At 62.4% G+C, this 14,553-nt stretch carries 15 protein-coding genes and 2 pseudogenes; 9 read left to right on the forward strand and 8 right to left on the reverse strand.

All coding sequences use genetic code 11. The features are described 5' to 3' along the window. Window positions 1-6: 6 nt before the first annotated feature. From L9B60_RS21365 to L9B60_RS21375, 3 genes are all read left to right on the forward strand, one after another. Entirely contained in the window at window positions 7-612 is a 606-nt protein-coding gene (locus L9B60_RS21365; protein ID WP_249672921.1) for an arylesterase, read from the forward strand. A 56-nt stretch (window positions 613-668) separates the two neighbouring features. Continuing rightward, on the forward strand, window positions 669-950 hold the full coding sequence (locus L9B60_RS21370) for a hypothetical protein (protein ID WP_249672923.1): 282 nt from the start codon (window positions 669-671) through the stop codon (window positions 948-950). A 139-nt stretch (window positions 951-1,089) separates the two neighbouring features. Further along, window positions 1,090-2,064 (forward strand): L,D-transpeptidase family protein, encoded by a 975-nt coding sequence (locus L9B60_RS21375; protein ID WP_249672925.1) that lies wholly within the window; start codon window positions 1,090-1,092, stop codon window positions 2,062-2,064. Between the two features lie 247 nt (window positions 2,065-2,311). On the opposite strand, the gene oprI is transcribed toward L9B60_RS21375, so the two are convergent. Next, window positions 2,312-2,563 carry an outer membrane lipoprotei OprI gene (gene oprI / locus L9B60_RS21380; protein WP_003199355.1) on the reverse strand — a complete coding sequence of 84 codons (252 nt, stop codon included), beginning with the start codon at window positions 2,561-2,563 and terminating at the stop codon, window positions 2,312-2,314. Between the two features lie 607 nt (window positions 2,564-3,170). On the opposite strand from oprI, the gene L9B60_RS21385 reads away from it, so the two are divergent. Beyond that, complete coding sequence (locus tag L9B60_RS21385; RefSeq protein WP_249672926.1) at window positions 3,171-3,452, forward strand: GNAT family N-acetyltransferase; 282 nt, start codon at window positions 3,171-3,173, stop codon at window positions 3,450-3,452. An 86-nt stretch (window positions 3,453-3,538) separates the two neighbouring features. On the opposite strand, the gene L9B60_RS21390 is transcribed toward L9B60_RS21385, so the two are convergent. Together L9B60_RS21390 and L9B60_RS21395 are read right to left on the reverse strand one after the other, a co-directional pair. Then, complete coding sequence (locus L9B60_RS21390) at window positions 3,539-4,615, reverse strand: 3-deoxy-7-phosphoheptulonate synthase (protein WP_249672928.1); 1,077 nt, start codon at window positions 4,613-4,615, stop codon at window positions 3,539-3,541. 118 nt (window positions 4,616-4,733) lie between these two features. Then, window positions 4,734-5,171 (reverse strand): PilZ domain-containing protein, encoded by a 438-nt coding sequence (locus tag L9B60_RS21395; protein WP_249672930.1) that lies wholly within the window; start codon window positions 5,169-5,171, stop codon window positions 4,734-4,736. On the opposite strand from L9B60_RS21395, the pseudogene L9B60_RS21400 reads away from it, so the two are divergent. The 5 genes and pseudogenes from L9B60_RS21400 to cysB all read left to right on the forward strand — a co-directional run bounded on the left by L9B60_RS21400 (window position 5,170) and on the right by cysB (window position 9,096). Then, window positions 5,170-5,557, forward strand: a pseudogene (locus L9B60_RS21400) (YbbN family protein). The gene L9B60_RS21395 and the pseudogene L9B60_RS21400 sit on opposite strands and share 2 nt — an antisense overlap. Continuing rightward, window positions 5,554-6,522: a putative 2-dehydropantoate 2-reductase gene (locus L9B60_RS21405; RefSeq protein ID WP_249672932.1), complete on the forward strand. Its 969-nt coding sequence runs from the start codon at window positions 5,554-5,556 to the stop codon at window positions 6,520-6,522. Before L9B60_RS21400 ends, L9B60_RS21405 begins: the two are co-directional and overlap by 4 nt. Then, window positions 6,515-7,408 (forward strand): 5'-nucleotidase, encoded by an 894-nt coding sequence (locus L9B60_RS21410; RefSeq protein ID WP_249672933.1) that lies wholly within the window; start codon window positions 6,515-6,517, stop codon window positions 7,406-7,408. The genes L9B60_RS21405 and L9B60_RS21410 overlap by 8 nt, the downstream gene beginning before the upstream one ends. A gap of 95 nt (window positions 7,409-7,503) precedes the next feature. Then, window positions 7,504-8,004: a universal stress protein gene (locus L9B60_RS21415; protein WP_249672935.1), complete on the forward strand. Its 501-nt coding sequence runs from the start codon at window positions 7,504-7,506 to the stop codon at window positions 8,002-8,004. Window positions 8,005-8,121: 117 nt separating this feature from the next. After that, window positions 8,122-9,096 (forward strand): HTH-type transcriptional regulator CysB, encoded by a 975-nt coding sequence (cysB, locus tag L9B60_RS21420; RefSeq protein WP_249672937.1) that lies wholly within the window; start codon window positions 8,122-8,124, stop codon window positions 9,094-9,096. Between the two features lie 85 nt (window positions 9,097-9,181). Here cysB and L9B60_RS21425 read toward each other — a convergent pair whose 3' ends face one another. The 5 genes and pseudogenes from L9B60_RS21425 to rloA all read right to left on the reverse strand — a co-directional run bounded on the left by L9B60_RS21425 (window position 9,182) and on the right by rloA (window position 14,451). Then, complete coding sequence (locus L9B60_RS21425; RefSeq protein ID WP_249672938.1) at window positions 9,182-9,916, reverse strand: phosphoadenylyl-sulfate reductase; 735 nt, start codon at window positions 9,914-9,916, stop codon at window positions 9,182-9,184. Window positions 9,917-9,990: 74 nt separating this feature from the next. Continuing rightward, window positions 9,991-11,322 (reverse strand): aminodeoxychorismate synthase component I, encoded by a 1,332-nt coding sequence (gene pabB / locus L9B60_RS21430; protein ID WP_249672939.1) that lies wholly within the window; start codon window positions 11,320-11,322, stop codon window positions 9,991-9,993. Between the two features lie 71 nt (window positions 11,323-11,393). After that, window positions 11,394-12,375, reverse strand: a pseudogene (locus tag L9B60_RS21435) (alpha-L-glutamate ligase-like protein). Between the two features lies 1 nt (window position 12,376). Continuing rightward, on the reverse strand, window positions 12,377-13,909 hold the full coding sequence (gene rloB / locus L9B60_RS21440; protein ID WP_249672940.1) for an osmotic stress tolerance membrane protein RloB: 1,533 nt from the start codon (window positions 13,907-13,909) through the stop codon (window positions 12,377-12,379). 5 nt (window positions 13,910-13,914) lie between these two features. Then, complete coding sequence (gene rloA / locus L9B60_RS21445) at window positions 13,915-14,451, reverse strand: retropepsin-like aspartic peptidase RloA (protein ID WP_249672942.1); 537 nt, start codon at window positions 14,449-14,451, stop codon at window positions 13,915-13,917. Window positions 14,452-14,553: the final 102 nt, after the last annotated feature.

Raw genomic sequence — 14,553 nt, forward strand, 5'->3', positions numbered from 1 at the left:
AATCCGATGCGAGTGTGGTGGTTGAGTGCTGGCCTGGCTTTGATGCTGATGGCGCAGAACGCAGCGGCAGGTACTGTGCTGATCGTGGGGGATAGTATCAGCGCCGGTTTCGGCCTGGATACCTCGAAGGGGTGGGTTGCGCTGTTGCAGCAACGCCTTGAGCACGAGGGTTTCAGCGATAAAGTGGTCAATGCCTCGATCAGTGGCGACACCTCGGCAAATGGCCAGGCGCGGCTGCCGGCGCTGCTTGCAGCCAATAAGCCGTCGCTGGTGGTGTTGGAATTGGGCGGCAATGATGGCCTTCAGGGGCACCCGCCGGCGCAATTGCTACAGAATCTTTCAACGATGATCGACAACGCCCAGGCGGCCGGTGCCAAGGTGCTGTTGCTGGGCATGCGTTTGCCGCCCAACTACGGCGCGCGCTACACCACCGCCTTTGCCCAGGTGTACAGCGACTTGGCCGAGCAGAAAAACATCGCCCTGGTGCCGTTTTTCCTGGAAGGCATCGGCGGCATCCCTATGATGATGCAGGCCGATGGCATTCACCCCGCGTTGGTGGCCCAGGGCAAGTTGCTGGAAAATGTCTGGCCGGCAATGAAACCGCTGCTTTGACGCTTTTCTAGCGGCGGGCTTTCGGCTAATGTGGCGCCCCCGCTCTGGAGCACCCAATGCCGCGTCCCGCCTGGTCCCTGTTTGCCTATCAACTGATCGAGCCTGACGAACAACTCGACCTGTTCGCCTGCCAGGAAGTGCGCGTGCACCTGACCGCCCGCCAACTGGAGCTGGGCGGTTCGGTCGACCGTACGCTATGCGGTACCCTGCTGCCCGCGCAGCCACGCTGGTCGCCGGTGGAGCGCTCGATTTTCCGCGACCGGCGCCTGTGTTCGTTGTGCAAGGCCATCCTGTGGGCGCAGCGCAAGGGCACGCGGCCGGTGTGGCCGCAGCTGTGACCGTAGCGTAAGGCCAGGGGGCCAATCGTCACGTTCTGCAATGTGAAATCTCTGTCAGCCGCCCGGATGCCTCCCTCATTACAGGGCAGCGGTGTACAATCGTCCAATTATCCCTATTAGTTTTGCGAAGGATCCTCGGATGTTGCCGCGTTTTTCCGTCGTCACCCGTTGCCTGTCCCTGGCGGCTGTCTTTGCTGCTGGGCCTGCTGCAGCCCTGGAATTCCCCCTGCCGCCGCCTGGCCAGGATGTCGTCGGCCAGGTCAGCGTGATCAAGGCCAAGTACGAAGACACCTTCGCAGACCTGGGTGAGGCCAACGACCTGGGCTACCTGGAAATGATCGCCGCCAACCCCGGCGTCGACGCCTGGTTGCCGGGTGCCGGCACCGAGATCGTACTGCCGACGCGTTTCATCCTGCCGCCCGGCCCGCGTGAAGGCATCGTGATCAACCTGCCCGAGTACCGCATGTATTACTACCCGAAAGGGCAGAACGTGGTGTACACCTACCCGATCGGTATCGGCCGCGAAGGCTGGGGTTCGCCCGTGGTGCAAACCAAGATCACCGGCAAGATCCCCAACCCGACCTGGACCCCGCCGGCCTCGATCAAGGCTGAACATGCCGCCGATGGCGACCCGTTGCCCAACGTGGTGCCGGCCGGCCCGGACAACCCCCTTGGCCCGTTCAAGTTCACCCTGGCCACACCGGGTTACCTGATCCACGGTTCCAACAAGAAGTTCGGTATCGGCATGCGCACCAGCCACGGTTGCTTCCGCATGTACAACTTCAACGTGCTGGAACTTTCCAAGATGGTGCCAGTGGGTACCCCTGTGCGTATCATCGATGAGCCGTACAAGTTTGGCGTGAGCGAAGGCAAGGTCTACTTGGAAGCGCACACCCCGCTGGACCTCAAGGGCGACCCATCCAACGTCGACAAGCACACCGCGGTGATCAACGCGTTGCTCAACCGCAAAGACATGTCCAGCAGCATGCAAATGAACTGGGATGCGGTGCGTGACGTAGTGGCGGCCGAAGATGGCATGCCTGTGGAAATCGCCGTGCCCCAGGGTGGCGCGGTGATTTCCAGTGCGCCTGCCGCGTTGGCGCCGCAGCAGTAAGCCTCACGGTCGTGAAAAACCGCCCCTGTGGGAGCAGCACTTGCTCGCGATGGGGGCGACGCGGTCTGGCGTTTAAGCTGGAGTGCCTATTGATCGGGTGAATTGGCCCGCCCAGTGGGTTGATGGCGCGTAGGATCGTTACGCCCCCTTCGCGAGCAAGCTCTGCTCCCACAACAGCTGTGCTTCCAGGCATAAAAAAGGCCGCCCCACCAAAGTGGGCCGGCCTGATAACAAACCCGAGGGTTTATTACTTACGGCTAGCTTTGTCCAGCATGCGCAGAGCGCGCTCGTTGGCTTCGTCAGCAGTCTGTTGTGCTTTTTGAGCAGCAGCCAGAGCTTCATCAGCCTTACGATAGGCTTCGTCGGCGCGAGCCTGGGAGCGAGCAGCAGCGTCTTCAGTTGCAGTCAGACGAGCTTCGGTTTCTTTGGAGGCGCTGCTGCAACCGGTAGCCAGGACGGCGGCCAGAGCCAGAGCAGAGAATTTCAGAACGTTGTTCATCGTGATCCCCTTCAAGGACTTTCTATTAAAGCCATCTCTCGTGAATGAGAAAATAGCCGGCGTACATAGTACCCATTACTTGTAGTAAGTAAACTGACCTAACGCAAGAACGAAAGAAAATTCTCTTGAATGAGGGCTTTTCTCGGAACTGTTCATGCGCTTGTATGAAAAGTGTGCAGCAGCCCCTCTGTGTCAGGCGTAGGGCTTTTCGCCATTAAAGTTGGGAAAGTGACCGCGTTCACGTTTTGTAACGCCAGGTTAATACTTAAGCAAGGGTGGCCCCATGTTGCATGCCGAGGCCGGCGCGGGCTTTTTTTGCTGAACTAATAGTGACTTGAAGTGTCCACGCTCGTCATAGGCTATAACAATAGGCAATGTTCGGGCGCAGGGCCGATCGGATCTTCGGTCACGTCAAATGCTGGCCATTGAGCGGGCGACTTGAGCAGGGGTGGCAATGGCGCCTACTATTTGCAGACGTGCTCATGGGTCGAGAGAACGAGGCTGTTCTCCCTGGTGTCCAAAATGGCACGAGGTGGCGTAGAGGTTCCTTCGCCGGAAAAACAGCGGTAAGGTAAGGGTCAAACACCAAGACCCGCGAGGAGTAGTGATGAGCGAGGCGTTGTCCATCCACCATGACCAGGCAGGTCATCAGTTCGAGACCAATGTGGACGGTCATCGTGCCTACCTTACGTACATGGACCTGGGTAAGCAGACACTGGATATTTACCGCACCTTCGTACCCAACGCATTGCGAGGCCGGGGGATTGCTGCTGCCCTGACCGAGCAGGCACTGGAATACGCAGACCGCATGGGCTACACGGTCATCCCGTCGTGTTCCTATGTGGAGCGCTACATGGAGCGTCACCAGAAGCACGCTGCCAAGATCTGAACATGGCGTGTGGGGCTCGCGGTTCACTGCGGCCCTGCACCAATGAAAACGCCGGGCAATGCCCGGCGTTTTCGTGCCTGCTGTAATTAACCGCGATCGCGCTTGGGCAGCACGTCCTTGAGTTTGGCGTGCATGCTGCGCAAGGTTTTCTCGGTGCTGGCCCAGTCGATGCACGCATCGGTGATCGACACGCCGTATTCCAGGTCCGCGAGGTCCTTGGGAATGGCTTGGCAGCCCCAGTTCAAGTGGCTTTCGACCATCAGGCCGATGATCGACTGGTTGCCTTCCAGGATCTGGTTGGCGACGTTCTCCATCACCAGTGGCTGCAGGGCCGGGTCTTTGTTGGAGTTGGCGTGGCTGCAGTCGACCATGATGTTGGCTTTGATCTTGGCTTTGGCCAGCGCCTGCTCGCACACCGCGACGCTCACCGAATCATAGTTGGGCTTGCCATTGCCGCCGCGCAATACCACGTGGCCGTAGGCATTGCCCTTGGTGGTGACGATCGACACGCCACCTTCCTGGTTGATGCCCAGGAAGCGGTGCGGGCTGGACACCGACTGCAAGGCGTTGATGGCCACGGTAAGGCCGCCATCGGTGCCGTTCTTGAAGCCCACGGCCGAGGACAGGCCCGAGGCCATTTCGCGGTGGGTTTGCGATTCGGTGGTGCGGGCGCCGATGGCCGACCAGCTGATCAGGTCTTGCAGGTACTGCGGCGAGATTGGGTCCAGTGCTTCGGTGGCGGTGGGCAGGCCCATCTCGGCCAAGTCCAATAGCAATTGGCGACCAATGTGCAGGCCGTCCTGGATTTTGAAGGAGTCGTCCAGGTACGGGTCGTTGATCAGGCCTTTCCAGCCCACCGTGGTGCGCGGTTTTTCAAAGTACACGCGCATCACCAGGTACAGGGTGTCGCTGACTTCGGCGGCCAGGGCCTTGAGGCGCTCGGCGTACTCGTGGGCGGCCTTGATGTCATGGATCGAGCAGGGCCCGATGACCACGAACAGGCGATGGTCCTTGCCGTCGAGAATGTCGCGCACCACTTCGCGGCCGCGGGTCACGGTCTGCAGGGCAGCGGGGCTCAGGGGGATTTCTTTCTTGAGCTGATCCGGCGTGATCAGGGTGTCGTTGGAGGCAACGTTAAGGTCGTCGATCTGTAAATCAGCCATCGTGTTACTCGTCAGGTCACGGGTGCCGGCCGCCAGCGATCCCCGCGCGGCGGAGCACAGCTTGTTTTAGGCGCAGCGGGGAGCGGAACCATAGCGCGTTGGGCGCTGCCTGCCAAGGTCAGTCTGCGGGCAGGGGCAATGGCGCCGGCAGGTTGAGGCTGGCGTGGGAGAACTCGCTGGCGTGCAGGGCCACCCATTGCTGGGCCAGTTGCTCCAGGCCAGCCTGTTCGGCGTTGTCTTCGCAATACTGGCGAATGTGGCACAGCTGTTCGCCCATGCGGGCGCCAAACAGTGTTTGTTCGTCGGTGAAGGCGATCGCCACCCGATAGCCGTCTTCCTGTTTGCGGCACCAGGCCACGTAGCCGGGGTAACAAGCATCGTTGCCCAGGGTGGGCATGCGCAAGTTTACCGCCGTGCCGCTGCGCAGCGCGCGTGGGTAATTGCATGCGACGCCGCCCAGGCTGATAGTGTGCAGGCGTTGACGGGTAAGTGAAGGTTGCGGACGTTGGCTGAGTTCAACGGGAACATTGAAAGGATGAGGTAGAAAACGACCCATGAACACTGGCTCCGAATGCCGACGTATTGACGCTGCGCCCGGCGCCGCCTTGGCGGAACTGGAACTGTCTGATTTGAATGTAGATCAAACCTTGCTGTCGATGAAAGGTATTTCCTTGCTGATTTTTACCTGGCGCCGGCTGTGCGAACTGCCGGGTGGCCCGTGCGCAACTGCCAGGCATGCCCTTGGGCGTGCATCGCCTATGCTGGATCGACGCCGGTGACAGCTACGGCGCCGTGCAGCGTTATGAAGTGTTTCACCTGCCGGCGATGTTTGTGATTCGTGACGGCGAATTTTTCGGCGAGCTGGCGGCGCAGCTGCTGGCCACCTCCCTCAACCACGGCCTGGCCGAGGCGCTGCGGCGCCCGCCCGAGGAGTTGCCATGACTGAACCTACCCTGCGCATCGGCATTATCGGCACGGGCGCCATCGGTGGCTTTTATGGGGCGATGTTGGCCAAGGCCGGCTTCGACGTGCATTTTTTGCTGCGCAGCGAGTTCGCCACGGTGGCCGCCCACGGCCTGCAGGTCAACAGTGCGGTGCATGGCGCGCTGCACCAGGCGCCGGTGCATGCCTACGCACGGGCTGAGGAAATGCCGCCCTGTGACTGGTTGCTGGTGGGCGCCAAGACCACCAGTAACGCGGCCCTGGCGCCGGCGATCATTGCGGCGGCGGCGCCGGGCGCCAAGGTGCTGTTGATGCAAAATGGCCTGGGCGTGGAGGAGGCGTTGCGGCCACTGTTGCCCGACAGCCTGCACCTGCTGGGCGGCCTGTGTTACATCTGCGTGCACCGCGCCGCGCCCGGCGTGGTGGTGCACCAGGCACTGGGCGCAGTGCATGTGGGCTACCACAGCGGGCCCGCCACGGCGCAGGCCTGCGTGCAGGTGGCCGAGCAGGGCGCGGGGCTGTTTCGCGCAGCCGGCATCGACTCCCTGGCGATGCCTGACCTCGCCCAGGCCCGCTGGCAGAAGCTGGTGTGGAACGCGCCCTACAACGGCCTGTCGGTGCTGCTGGATGCCAGCACCACGCCGTTGATGGCTGATGCCGCCAGTCGCGCACTGGTAGAGGGGGTGATGGCCGAGGTGGTGCAAGGCGCCGCGGCGTGCGGGTACCCGATCCCCGCCGGTTACGCCGAGAAGATGTTCGCCTCCACCCGGTACATGCCCGATTACCAGCCCAGCATGTACCTGGACTTTCGCGAGCAGCGCGCCATGGAGTTGGAGGCCATTTACGCCCGGCCACTGGAGGCGGCGCGCGCCGCCGGCTGCGAGATGCCGCGCTTGCAGGCCTTGTACGAGGCCTTGCAGTTCATTGATCGGCGCAACCTGAACGAGGGGGCCGTGCATGGCTGACAAACTGGTGGTGGCGATTTCCTCGCGGGCACTGTTCGACTTGAGCGAGAGCCACAAGGTGTACCTGGCCGAGGGGGTGGAAGCCTATCGGCAATACCAGATCGAGCATGAGGATGAAGTGCTTGCGCCAGGGGATGCGTTCCTGCTGGTGCAAAAGCTTTTGCAACTGAATGTCAGCCTGGGCCTGCCCCGGGTCGAGGTGGTGTTGGTGTCACGCAACAGTGCCGACACCGGCTTGCGCGTGTTCAACTCCATCCAGCACTACGGCCTGGGTATCACCCGTGCCGCGTTTGTCGGCGGGCGCGACCCGCATCCGTACCTGGCGGCGTTCAACAGTCAGCTGTTTCTCTCCACCCATGCCGAGGATGTGCGCAGCGCGCTGGATGCCGGTTTTGCCGCGGCGACCATTTTGTCGGGGGGTGCCAAGCGTGCCGAAAGCGCCGAGTTGCGCATTGCCTTCGATGGCGACGCGGTGATTTTCTCCGACGAGTCGGAACGCATCTATCAACTGAGCGGGCTGGAGGCGTTCCAGGCCAGCGAGCGAGAATCGGCGCGTATGCCGCTGCGCGGGGGCCCGTTCAAGGCGTTTCTGGCGGCGCTCAACCTGCTGCAGCGCGAGTTTCCCGAGGGCACCTGCCCGATTCGCACGGCGCTGGTCACGGCCCGTTCGGCACCGGCCCACGAGCGGGTAATCCGCACCTTGCGCGACTGGGATATTCGCCTGGACGAATCGCTGTTTCTCGGTGGCCTGGAAAAGTCGGCGTTCCTGGAGGCCTTTGCCGCCGACGTTTTTTTCGATGACCAGGCCGGCCATTGCGAAAAGGCCCGCGAGTTCGTCGCCACGGGCCACGTGCCCCATGGCATCAGCAACGAACCAAAAGTTTGACCGTCTGTTTATTTGGTTATGAGTGGCTCATCCGACCGCCAAAGGCGCTGCTAAGCTCAAGCAAGCTCTGCCGTTTTGGCAGTCGAGGAGATCACATGATCCGTTCGATGCTGTATGCCACTGACCTCGGTCTGTATGCGCCTTATGTGATGCAACATGCGTTGGCCCTGGCACGCACCTTCAAGGCCGACCTGTATGTGATTCACGCGGTGGAACCCATGGGGTTGTTCGCCGAGTCCGTGCTGCAGAGCTACCTGGGGGAGCCTGCGCTCAGTGAACTGCACAGTGAGGGCTTGAACACGGTCATGGCGGGTATCGAGCACAAGGTGCTGGACGGTTTTCGCGAGGAGTTGGACAACGCCGAGGACGACCTCAAGCTGATCAGCGCCGTGCGGGTGCGCCAGGGGGACCCGGCGGAGGTCATTCTGGACCAGGCCCGGCGGTTGTCGGTGGACCTGCTGATACTCGGCAGCCACAGCGGCGGCGCGGGCGCCGACGTGCCGCTGGGGCGCACTGCAGCCCGGATCCTGCAGCTTTCCACCGTGCCGGTGTACATGGTGCCGCTGTCCCAGCATCTGGGTCGACGCAAGGCTTGACCCGCTAAAGATGCATTCACGTAGAAAATTTGATAAAAAGTTCTAGATTTATTGCCCAGACCATTAATATAGTTATAACTCGTCGCTGACGGCGTCTACTTGCTTTGAGGGATTGATATGAAGCTTCAACAACTGCGCTACATCTGGGAGGTGGCGCACCACGACCTCAACGTCTCCGCCACGGCGCAAAGCCTGTACACCTCGCAGCCGGGGATCAGCAAGCAGATCCGCCTGCTGGAAGACGAGCTGGGGGTTGAAGTCTTCGCCCGCAGCGGCAAGCACCTGACCCGCGTGACCCCGGCCGGTGAGCGCATCATCACCACCGCCGGCGAGATCCTGCGCAAGGTGGAAAGCATCAAGCAGATCGCCCAGGAGTTTTCCAACGAGAAAAAGGGCACCCTGTCGATCGCCACCACCCACACCCAGGCCCGCTACGCGTTGCCGCCGGTGATCAGCAATTTCATCAAGCAGTACCCGGACGTGGCCTTGCACATGCACCAGGGCTCGCCGATGCAGATCGCCGAGATGGCCGCTGACGGTACGGTTGATTTTGCCATCGCCACCGAGGCGCTGGAGCTGTTCGGCGACCTGATCATGATGCCGTGCTACCGCTGGAACCGTTGCGTGGTGGTGCCACAAGGCCACCCGCTGACCAAGTTGCCGAAGCTCACCCTGGAAGTGCTGGCCGAATACCCGATCGTGACCTACGTGTTCGGTTTTACCGGCCGCTCCAAGCTCGACGAAGCCTTCAGCCACCGCGGCCTGACGCCCAAGGTGGTGTTCACCGCCGCCGACGCCGACGTGATCAAGACTTACGTGCGCTTGGGCCTGGGCGTGGGCATCGTCGCCAAGATGGCGGTGGATGCCAAGCTTGACAGCGACTTGGTGGTCCTGGACGCCGACCATCTGTTCGAGTCGAGTGTCACCAAGATCGGCTTCCGCCGGGGCACCTTCCTGCGTGGCTTCATGTGCGATTTCATCGAGAAGTTCGCCCCGCACCTGACCCGTGAAGTGATGGCCAAGGCGATTCAGTGCCACAACAAGCAAGAGCTGGAAGAGCTGTTTGATGGGGTGGAGTTGCCGGTGCATTGATTGGGATTGGGGGCTTTTCCCCTCACCCCAACCCTCTCCCCAAGGGAGAGGGGGCTAAAAGCCGAGTGGCCTGAGCGGCCGCTTTTCAGGCTTTCTGGATCAGGTTGCCGGCATGCAGCCCGCATTCCTTCTGCGTGGCCTCTTCCCACCACCAGCGCCCCTCGCGCTCGTGCTGGCGCGGTAGCACCGGGCGGGTGCAGGGTTCGCAGCCGATGCTGATGAAGCCGCGCTCATGCAAGCTGTTGTAGGGCAGCTCCAGCATGCGGATGTAGCCCCACACCTCTTCGCTGCTCATCTGTGCCAGCGGGTTGAACTTGTACAGCGGGCGCTCGGGGGTGGAGAACGCGCCGTCGATCTCCATCACCGCCACGTGGCTGCGGGTGCCGGGGCTCTGGTCGCGGCGCTGGCCGGTGGCCCAGGCCTTGACGGTGGAAAGTTTGCGGCGCAGCGGCTCGATCTTGCGGATGCCGCAGCACTCGCCATGGCCGTCCTTGTAAAAGCTGAACAGGCCCTTTTCCTTCACGAACGGCTCAAGCTTGGTGTGGTCCGGCGACACCAGTTCGATGGCGATGCCGTAGTGCTCGCGCACCTGGTCGATAAACCGGTAGGTTTCCGGGTGCAGGCGGCCGGTGTCCAGGCTGAATACCTTGACGTTCTTGTTCAGCTTCCAGGCCATGTCCACCAGCACCACATCCTCGGCGCCGCTGAACGAGATCCACAGTTCGTCACCGAAGTGCTCGAACGCAAGCTTGAGAATGTCCTGGGCGGACTTGTTGGCGTAAGTCGCCGCGAGTTCGGCGACGTCGAGGTTCTGGCTCATCAGACGGTTTCCTGGTTCAAATGGCGCTGGGCGCTCTAGTGGGCCAATGGTAACAAAATCTTTGCCGCCACGGCTTACAGCGCCTGCAACGTTTCCATCAAGACCCGGACCTTGGTGATCGACTCTTCGTACTCCGCTTGCCATTGCGAGTCGGCGACGATCGCGCCGCCGCCCCAGCAACTGACCTGGCCGTCCTTGATCAGCAGGCTGCGGATGGCGATGGAGCTGTCCATGTTGCCGCGCACGTCCAGGTACAAGAGCGAGCCGCAGTACAGCCCGCGCTGGGTGGGCTCCACTTCGTCGATGATCTGCATCGAGCGGATCTTCGGCGCGCCGGTGATGGAACCGCCGGGGAAGCTGCCGGCGATCAGGTCCAGGCAGTCCTTGCCCGGCGCCAGCTCGCCGGTGACGCTGCTGACCAGGTGGTGCACGTTGGGGTAGCTTTCCAGTTGGAACAGTTCCGGCACCCGCACCGAGCCAATGCGGCAGCTGCGGCCCAGGTCGTTGCGCAGCAGGTCGACGATCATCAGGTTTTCCGAACGGTCCTTGGCACTGGCCAACAGTTCGGCGCCGTTGGCGGCGTCTTGCGCCGGGTCGGCGCTGCGTGGCCGGGTGCCCTTGATCGGCCGCGTTTCGACCTGGCCTGCGTGCACCTGGATGAACCGTTCCGGCGACAGGCTGAGCAACGCGCTGCCGTCGGCCAGTTGCTGGAAGCCTGCGAATGGCGTGGGGCAGGCCGCGCGCAGGGCGCAATAAGCTGCCCAAGCATCGCCCTGGCACTGGCCGCGAAACCGTTGGGTGAGGTTGACCTGGTAGCAATCGCCGGCCTGGATGTAGGCCTGGATGCGCTCGAAAGCTGCGCGGTAGTGCGCCGCGCTGATGTCGCCCTGCATGGGGGTGGTCAGGTGGAAGGTGGCGCTTGGCGCCAGCGCCGGTTGGCCGAACAGCGTGATCAGGCGCTGGCGTTCGGTGTCGGCCAGGGCCGGGTGGAACACCAACTGGCTGGTCTGCTCCAGGTGATCGCTGATCAGCGCCCAGGCGTACAGGCCCAGGCGCGCTTGGGGCAGGTGCAGGTCATCGCGGTTGGGCGACGGGAAGTGCTCCAGGCGCCGGCCGAAGTCGTAGCTCAGGTAGCCGATAAGGCCGCCGGCGAACGGCAGTGTGCAATCGGCCGGCCCCAGGCGCGCCAGGCTGTCACGCAAGCGTTGCAAATACGCTTCGCCGCGCTCGCCTTCGGCCACGTCCAGGGTCTGCAGCGGCCAGGCGCTGAGGATGTCGTAGCGGCCGCGCGTGGCCACCGGGCGGGCGCTGTCGAGCAGCACTGCGCCGGGAGCGTGGCGGATCGCGGCGAAAAAATCGGCGGGGTCGGCGGCGTAGGGCAAAGGGTGCAGGGTGCAGGTTGGCATGCGCGGTGTGAACGGCCATCGAAAGCGAGGGGCGCGATTGTATGCCCGGCGAGCGCCCCTGTCAGTAGGGTTCAGGTGCTGGGCACGTGCCCGAACAACGCCTGGGTAAAGCGCACGCGCTCTTCGGGGGTTTCGGTGCGGCCATCGGCCGCAAGCTCGGCCAAGTGTGCTTCCACCGCCTGGGTGCGGTGGTTGAGGCCGCAGTCGTTGGCAATCTGGATGTTCAGGCCGGGGCGGGCGTTGAGTTCGAGGATCAGCGGGCCCTTTTCCTGGTCCAGCACCATGTCCACGCCAATGTAGCCCAGGCCGCACAGCTCAAAACAGCCGGCCGCCAGCTTCATGAAGCCGTCCCAGTTGGGCAGTTGCACGCCGTCCACCGCGTTGGTGGTATCGGGGTGCTTGCTGATGATGCTGTTCAGCCAGGTGCCTTGCAGGGTCACGCCGGTCGCCAGGTCCACGCCCACGCCGATGGCGCCCTGGTGCAGGTTGGCCTTGCCGCCGGACTGGCGCGTGGGCAGGCGCAGCATGGCCATCACCGGGTAGCCCATCAAGACGATGATGCGGATGTCGGGCACGCCCTCGTAGCTGATGCTTTTGAAAATCTGGTCGGGGGTGACGCGGTATTCGATCAGCGCCCGGTCGCGGTGGCCGCCCAGGGAGTACAGGCCGGTGAGGATGCTGCTGATCTGGTGCTCGATTTCTTCATGGCTGATGATCTTGCCCGACACCGTGCGAAAGCGCTCCTCGAAACGGTCGGCCACCACCAGGATGCCGTCCCCGCCGGCGCCCTGGGCCGGCTTGATGACGAAGTCGCTGCGCCCGCCGATGATCTCGTCGAGCTTTTCGATCTCTTTCTCGGTGGAGATCACCCCGTACATTTCCGGCACGTGGATGCCCGCGGCGATGGCCCGTTCCTTGGTGATGATCTTGTCATCGACGATGGGGTACAGGCTGCGCTTGTTGTACTTGAGCACGAAGTCAGGCGTTACGCCGGTTGATGCCCATGATGCCGCGGGCCTCCAGGGCCTTCCAGGTCTTGAAAAAGCCAAACATGTCAGCTTTCCGCCTTGACGAAGGCTTTGAAGCGTATCAACTCGGTCAAGCGGTAGCCGCGGTAGCGCCCCATTGCCAGCATGAAGCCGACCATCACCAGCAGCACGGCCGGGAAGGTGAACACGAAGTACACCAGTTGCGGCACAGTCATCAGCAAATGCGCCAGGGAGGCGGCGAACAGCGTGCCGATGGCCACCTTGATGGCATTGCTGCCGCCGCGCTCTTCCCAGGTGATGGACAGGCGTTCGATGGTCATGGTCAGGATCACCATCGGGAACAGCGCCACCGACAGCCCGCGCTCCAACCCCAACTTGTGGCTGAACAGGCTGATGGCGGCGATCAGCACCACCACGAAGGTCAGTACCACCGAGAGCCTGGGCAGCATTTGCAGCTTGAGGTGCTCAAGGTAGGAGCGCAGCGACAGGCCCAAGGCGGTGATGATGGTAAACAGCGCGATGCCGAAGCCCAATTGGGTTTCACGGAACGCCAGGGCGATCAGCACCGGGGTAAAGGTGCCCAGCGTCTGCAGGCCGATCAGGTTGCGCAGGATCAGGATCACCAGCACGCCGATCGGGATCATCACCATGATCATGAAGGTTTGCTGGGTTTGCAGCGGCAAGCTGTACAGCGAGTACTCGAGAAAGTCGGCGTCGGTGTTCTCGTCGGTCAGTTTCGCCAGGCGAATGGCGTTCATTTCGCTGTTGTTCAGGGTAAAGGTCACGGCGGCCTTCTTGCCGCCATCCACGGTGATCAGGTTGTCATCGCCGGTCCACCACAGCAGGCGGTCGGTGGGCAGGCCTTGCTCGCCGGTGTCAGGGTTGAAGTACAGCCAGTTGCTGCCATTGAAGCTGCGCAGCCAGAGTTCGGGCATTTGCGGTTGGTCGGCCACCAGGCGGATGGTGTGCACCTTTTCCATTGGCACGTGGGCAATGGACAGCAGCAAATCGATGATCCGCGCCTTGTGCGCGGTGGACGGGTCGCCTGCCAGCAGCAGCTTGACGTTATCGTCGGCCAGGTTGTTGACCCGCTTGATGGTTTCGCTGACAAAGGTCTCGACGTCGGCCGAGTGCTGGCGGATCGGCGCCAGCAGGGCTTCGGCGGCAATTTTTTCCGGGCCATCGATGGTCATGCTGTCGCGGAAGATCGGGCCCTTGATCTTGGTCTTTTCACCGCTGTAGCGCTTGGTCAGCACCAGGCGGTAGTACAGCGTCTGGTTGCCGGTGGCACGGCGCGCCGACCAAGTCACCTTGCGGTTGCCGTCGATGCGGTTGACGCTGACCCCGTAGTTGTTGGAGATGAAGCTCTCGTTGAGGCTGACGTAGTCGCGGGTCAGCGGCGGCACGAACATCTGGATCTTGACCGGGTCCTTGGGGTTGGCGACGAACTCGACCTTCGCGTCGATGTTCCACAGGTCGTCGGTTTCGTCTTCGGTCACCGGGATGCCGAGCACGAGGATCTGATAGGCCGTGATCGCCAGGCCCAGAGTCACCAGGACGCCGATCAGGATTTTCAGATGAAGGGTAAGAGAGCGCATTCAAATTACTCTGCGGTTTGAGCGTTTGTGGCGCAGGCAGGTTTGCCAGCAGCGTATTTTAGGCTGGGGTCGACCAGGGCGTCGAAGTGCTTGAGGGCTTCGGAGCCGATCAGCAGCGGGTACTGGAAGGCGCTGCGGTCGGTGAGGTTGACCTCGATGCTGCGCAAGGCGGTGCCCATGCAGATGTCCAGCGCGATGACCGGTCTTGCAGTGTAGTGCTTGCCTTCGTCCGGGTCATAGTCACCGGCGCGGCGCTTGATCTTGCTGACCCGGGCCAACGGGCGTTCGATGGGATGCTCGTGGGCGGCGTCGATGGCCAGGTAGAAGCGCACCCAGGACTCGCCATCGCGCTTGAAGCGCTTGATGTCGCGGGCGCTGAGCGAGGCGGTCTTGGCCCCGGTGTCGAGTTTGGCCGCCACTTCCAGGTCTATGTCGCTCAGGCGGGCGTATTCGTTAAGCCCGTACACGGATTTGTCGGCAGCCGCGCTCAGGCCTGGCATCACCAGCAGGCAGAACAAGGAGGGGAAGGATTTGAGTCTCATAAGGTCCGGGTGCGGTGCAGGGCGATCTTTTGAGCGGGGCCGCCGGTGTTGGTTCACCACGGGCCGGAAAAGCCTGCCATCCGGATCAAGGGCGCAGCATTC

The sequence above is a fragment of the Pseudomonas abieticivorans genome (assembly GCF_023509015.1).
Classification (GTDB): Bacteria; Pseudomonadota; Gammaproteobacteria; order Pseudomonadales; family Pseudomonadaceae; genus Aquipseudomonas; species Aquipseudomonas abieticivorans.

Coding starts and splice junctions, on each gene's coding strand:
- L9B60_RS21390 (WP_249672928.1), bottom strand. CDS start 4,615: ATGGCTGATTTACAGATCGACGACCTTAACGTTGCCTCCAACGACACC.
- L9B60_RS21405 (WP_249672932.1), top strand. CDS start 5,554: ATGACTGAACCTACCCTGCGCATCGGCATTATCGGCACGGGCGCCATC.
- L9B60_RS21415 (WP_249672935.1), top strand. CDS start 7,504: ATGATCCGTTCGATGCTGTATGCCACTGACCTCGGTCTGTATGCGCCT.
- L9B60_RS21410 (WP_249672933.1), top strand. CDS start 6,515: ATGGCTGACAAACTGGTGGTGGCGATTTCCTCGCGGGCACTGTTCGAC.
- rloA (WP_249672942.1), bottom strand. CDS start 14,451: ATGAGACTCAAATCCTTCCCCTCCTTGTTCTGCCTGCTGGTGATGCCA.
- L9B60_RS21395 (WP_249672930.1), bottom strand. CDS start 5,171: ATGGGTCGTTTTCTACCTCATCCTTTCAATGTTCCCGTTGAACTCAGC.
- L9B60_RS21385 (WP_249672926.1), top strand. CDS start 3,171: ATGAGCGAGGCGTTGTCCATCCACCATGACCAGGCAGGTCATCAGTTC.
- cysB (WP_249672937.1), top strand. CDS start 8,122: ATGAAGCTTCAACAACTGCGCTACATCTGGGAGGTGGCGCACCACGAC.
- rloB (WP_249672940.1), bottom strand. CDS start 13,909: ATGCGCTCTCTTACCCTTCATCTGAAAATCCTGATCGGCGTCCTGGTG.
- oprI (WP_003199355.1), bottom strand. CDS start 2,563: ATGAACAACGTTCTGAAATTCTCTGCTCTGGCTCTGGCCGCCGTCCTG.
- L9B60_RS21425 (WP_249672938.1), bottom strand. CDS start 9,916: ATGAGCCAGAACCTCGACGTCGCCGAACTCGCGGCGACTTACGCCAAC.
- L9B60_RS21365 (WP_249672921.1), top strand. CDS start 7: ATGCGAGTGTGGTGGTTGAGTGCTGGCCTGGCTTTGATGCTGATGGCG.
- L9B60_RS21375 (WP_249672925.1), top strand. CDS start 1,090: ATGTTGCCGCGTTTTTCCGTCGTCACCCGTTGCCTGTCCCTGGCGGCT.
- pabB (WP_249672939.1), bottom strand. CDS start 11,322: ATGCCAACCTGCACCCTGCACCCTTTGCCCTACGCCGCCGACCCCGCC.
- L9B60_RS21370 (WP_249672923.1), top strand. CDS start 669: ATGCCGCGTCCCGCCTGGTCCCTGTTTGCCTATCAACTGATCGAGCCT.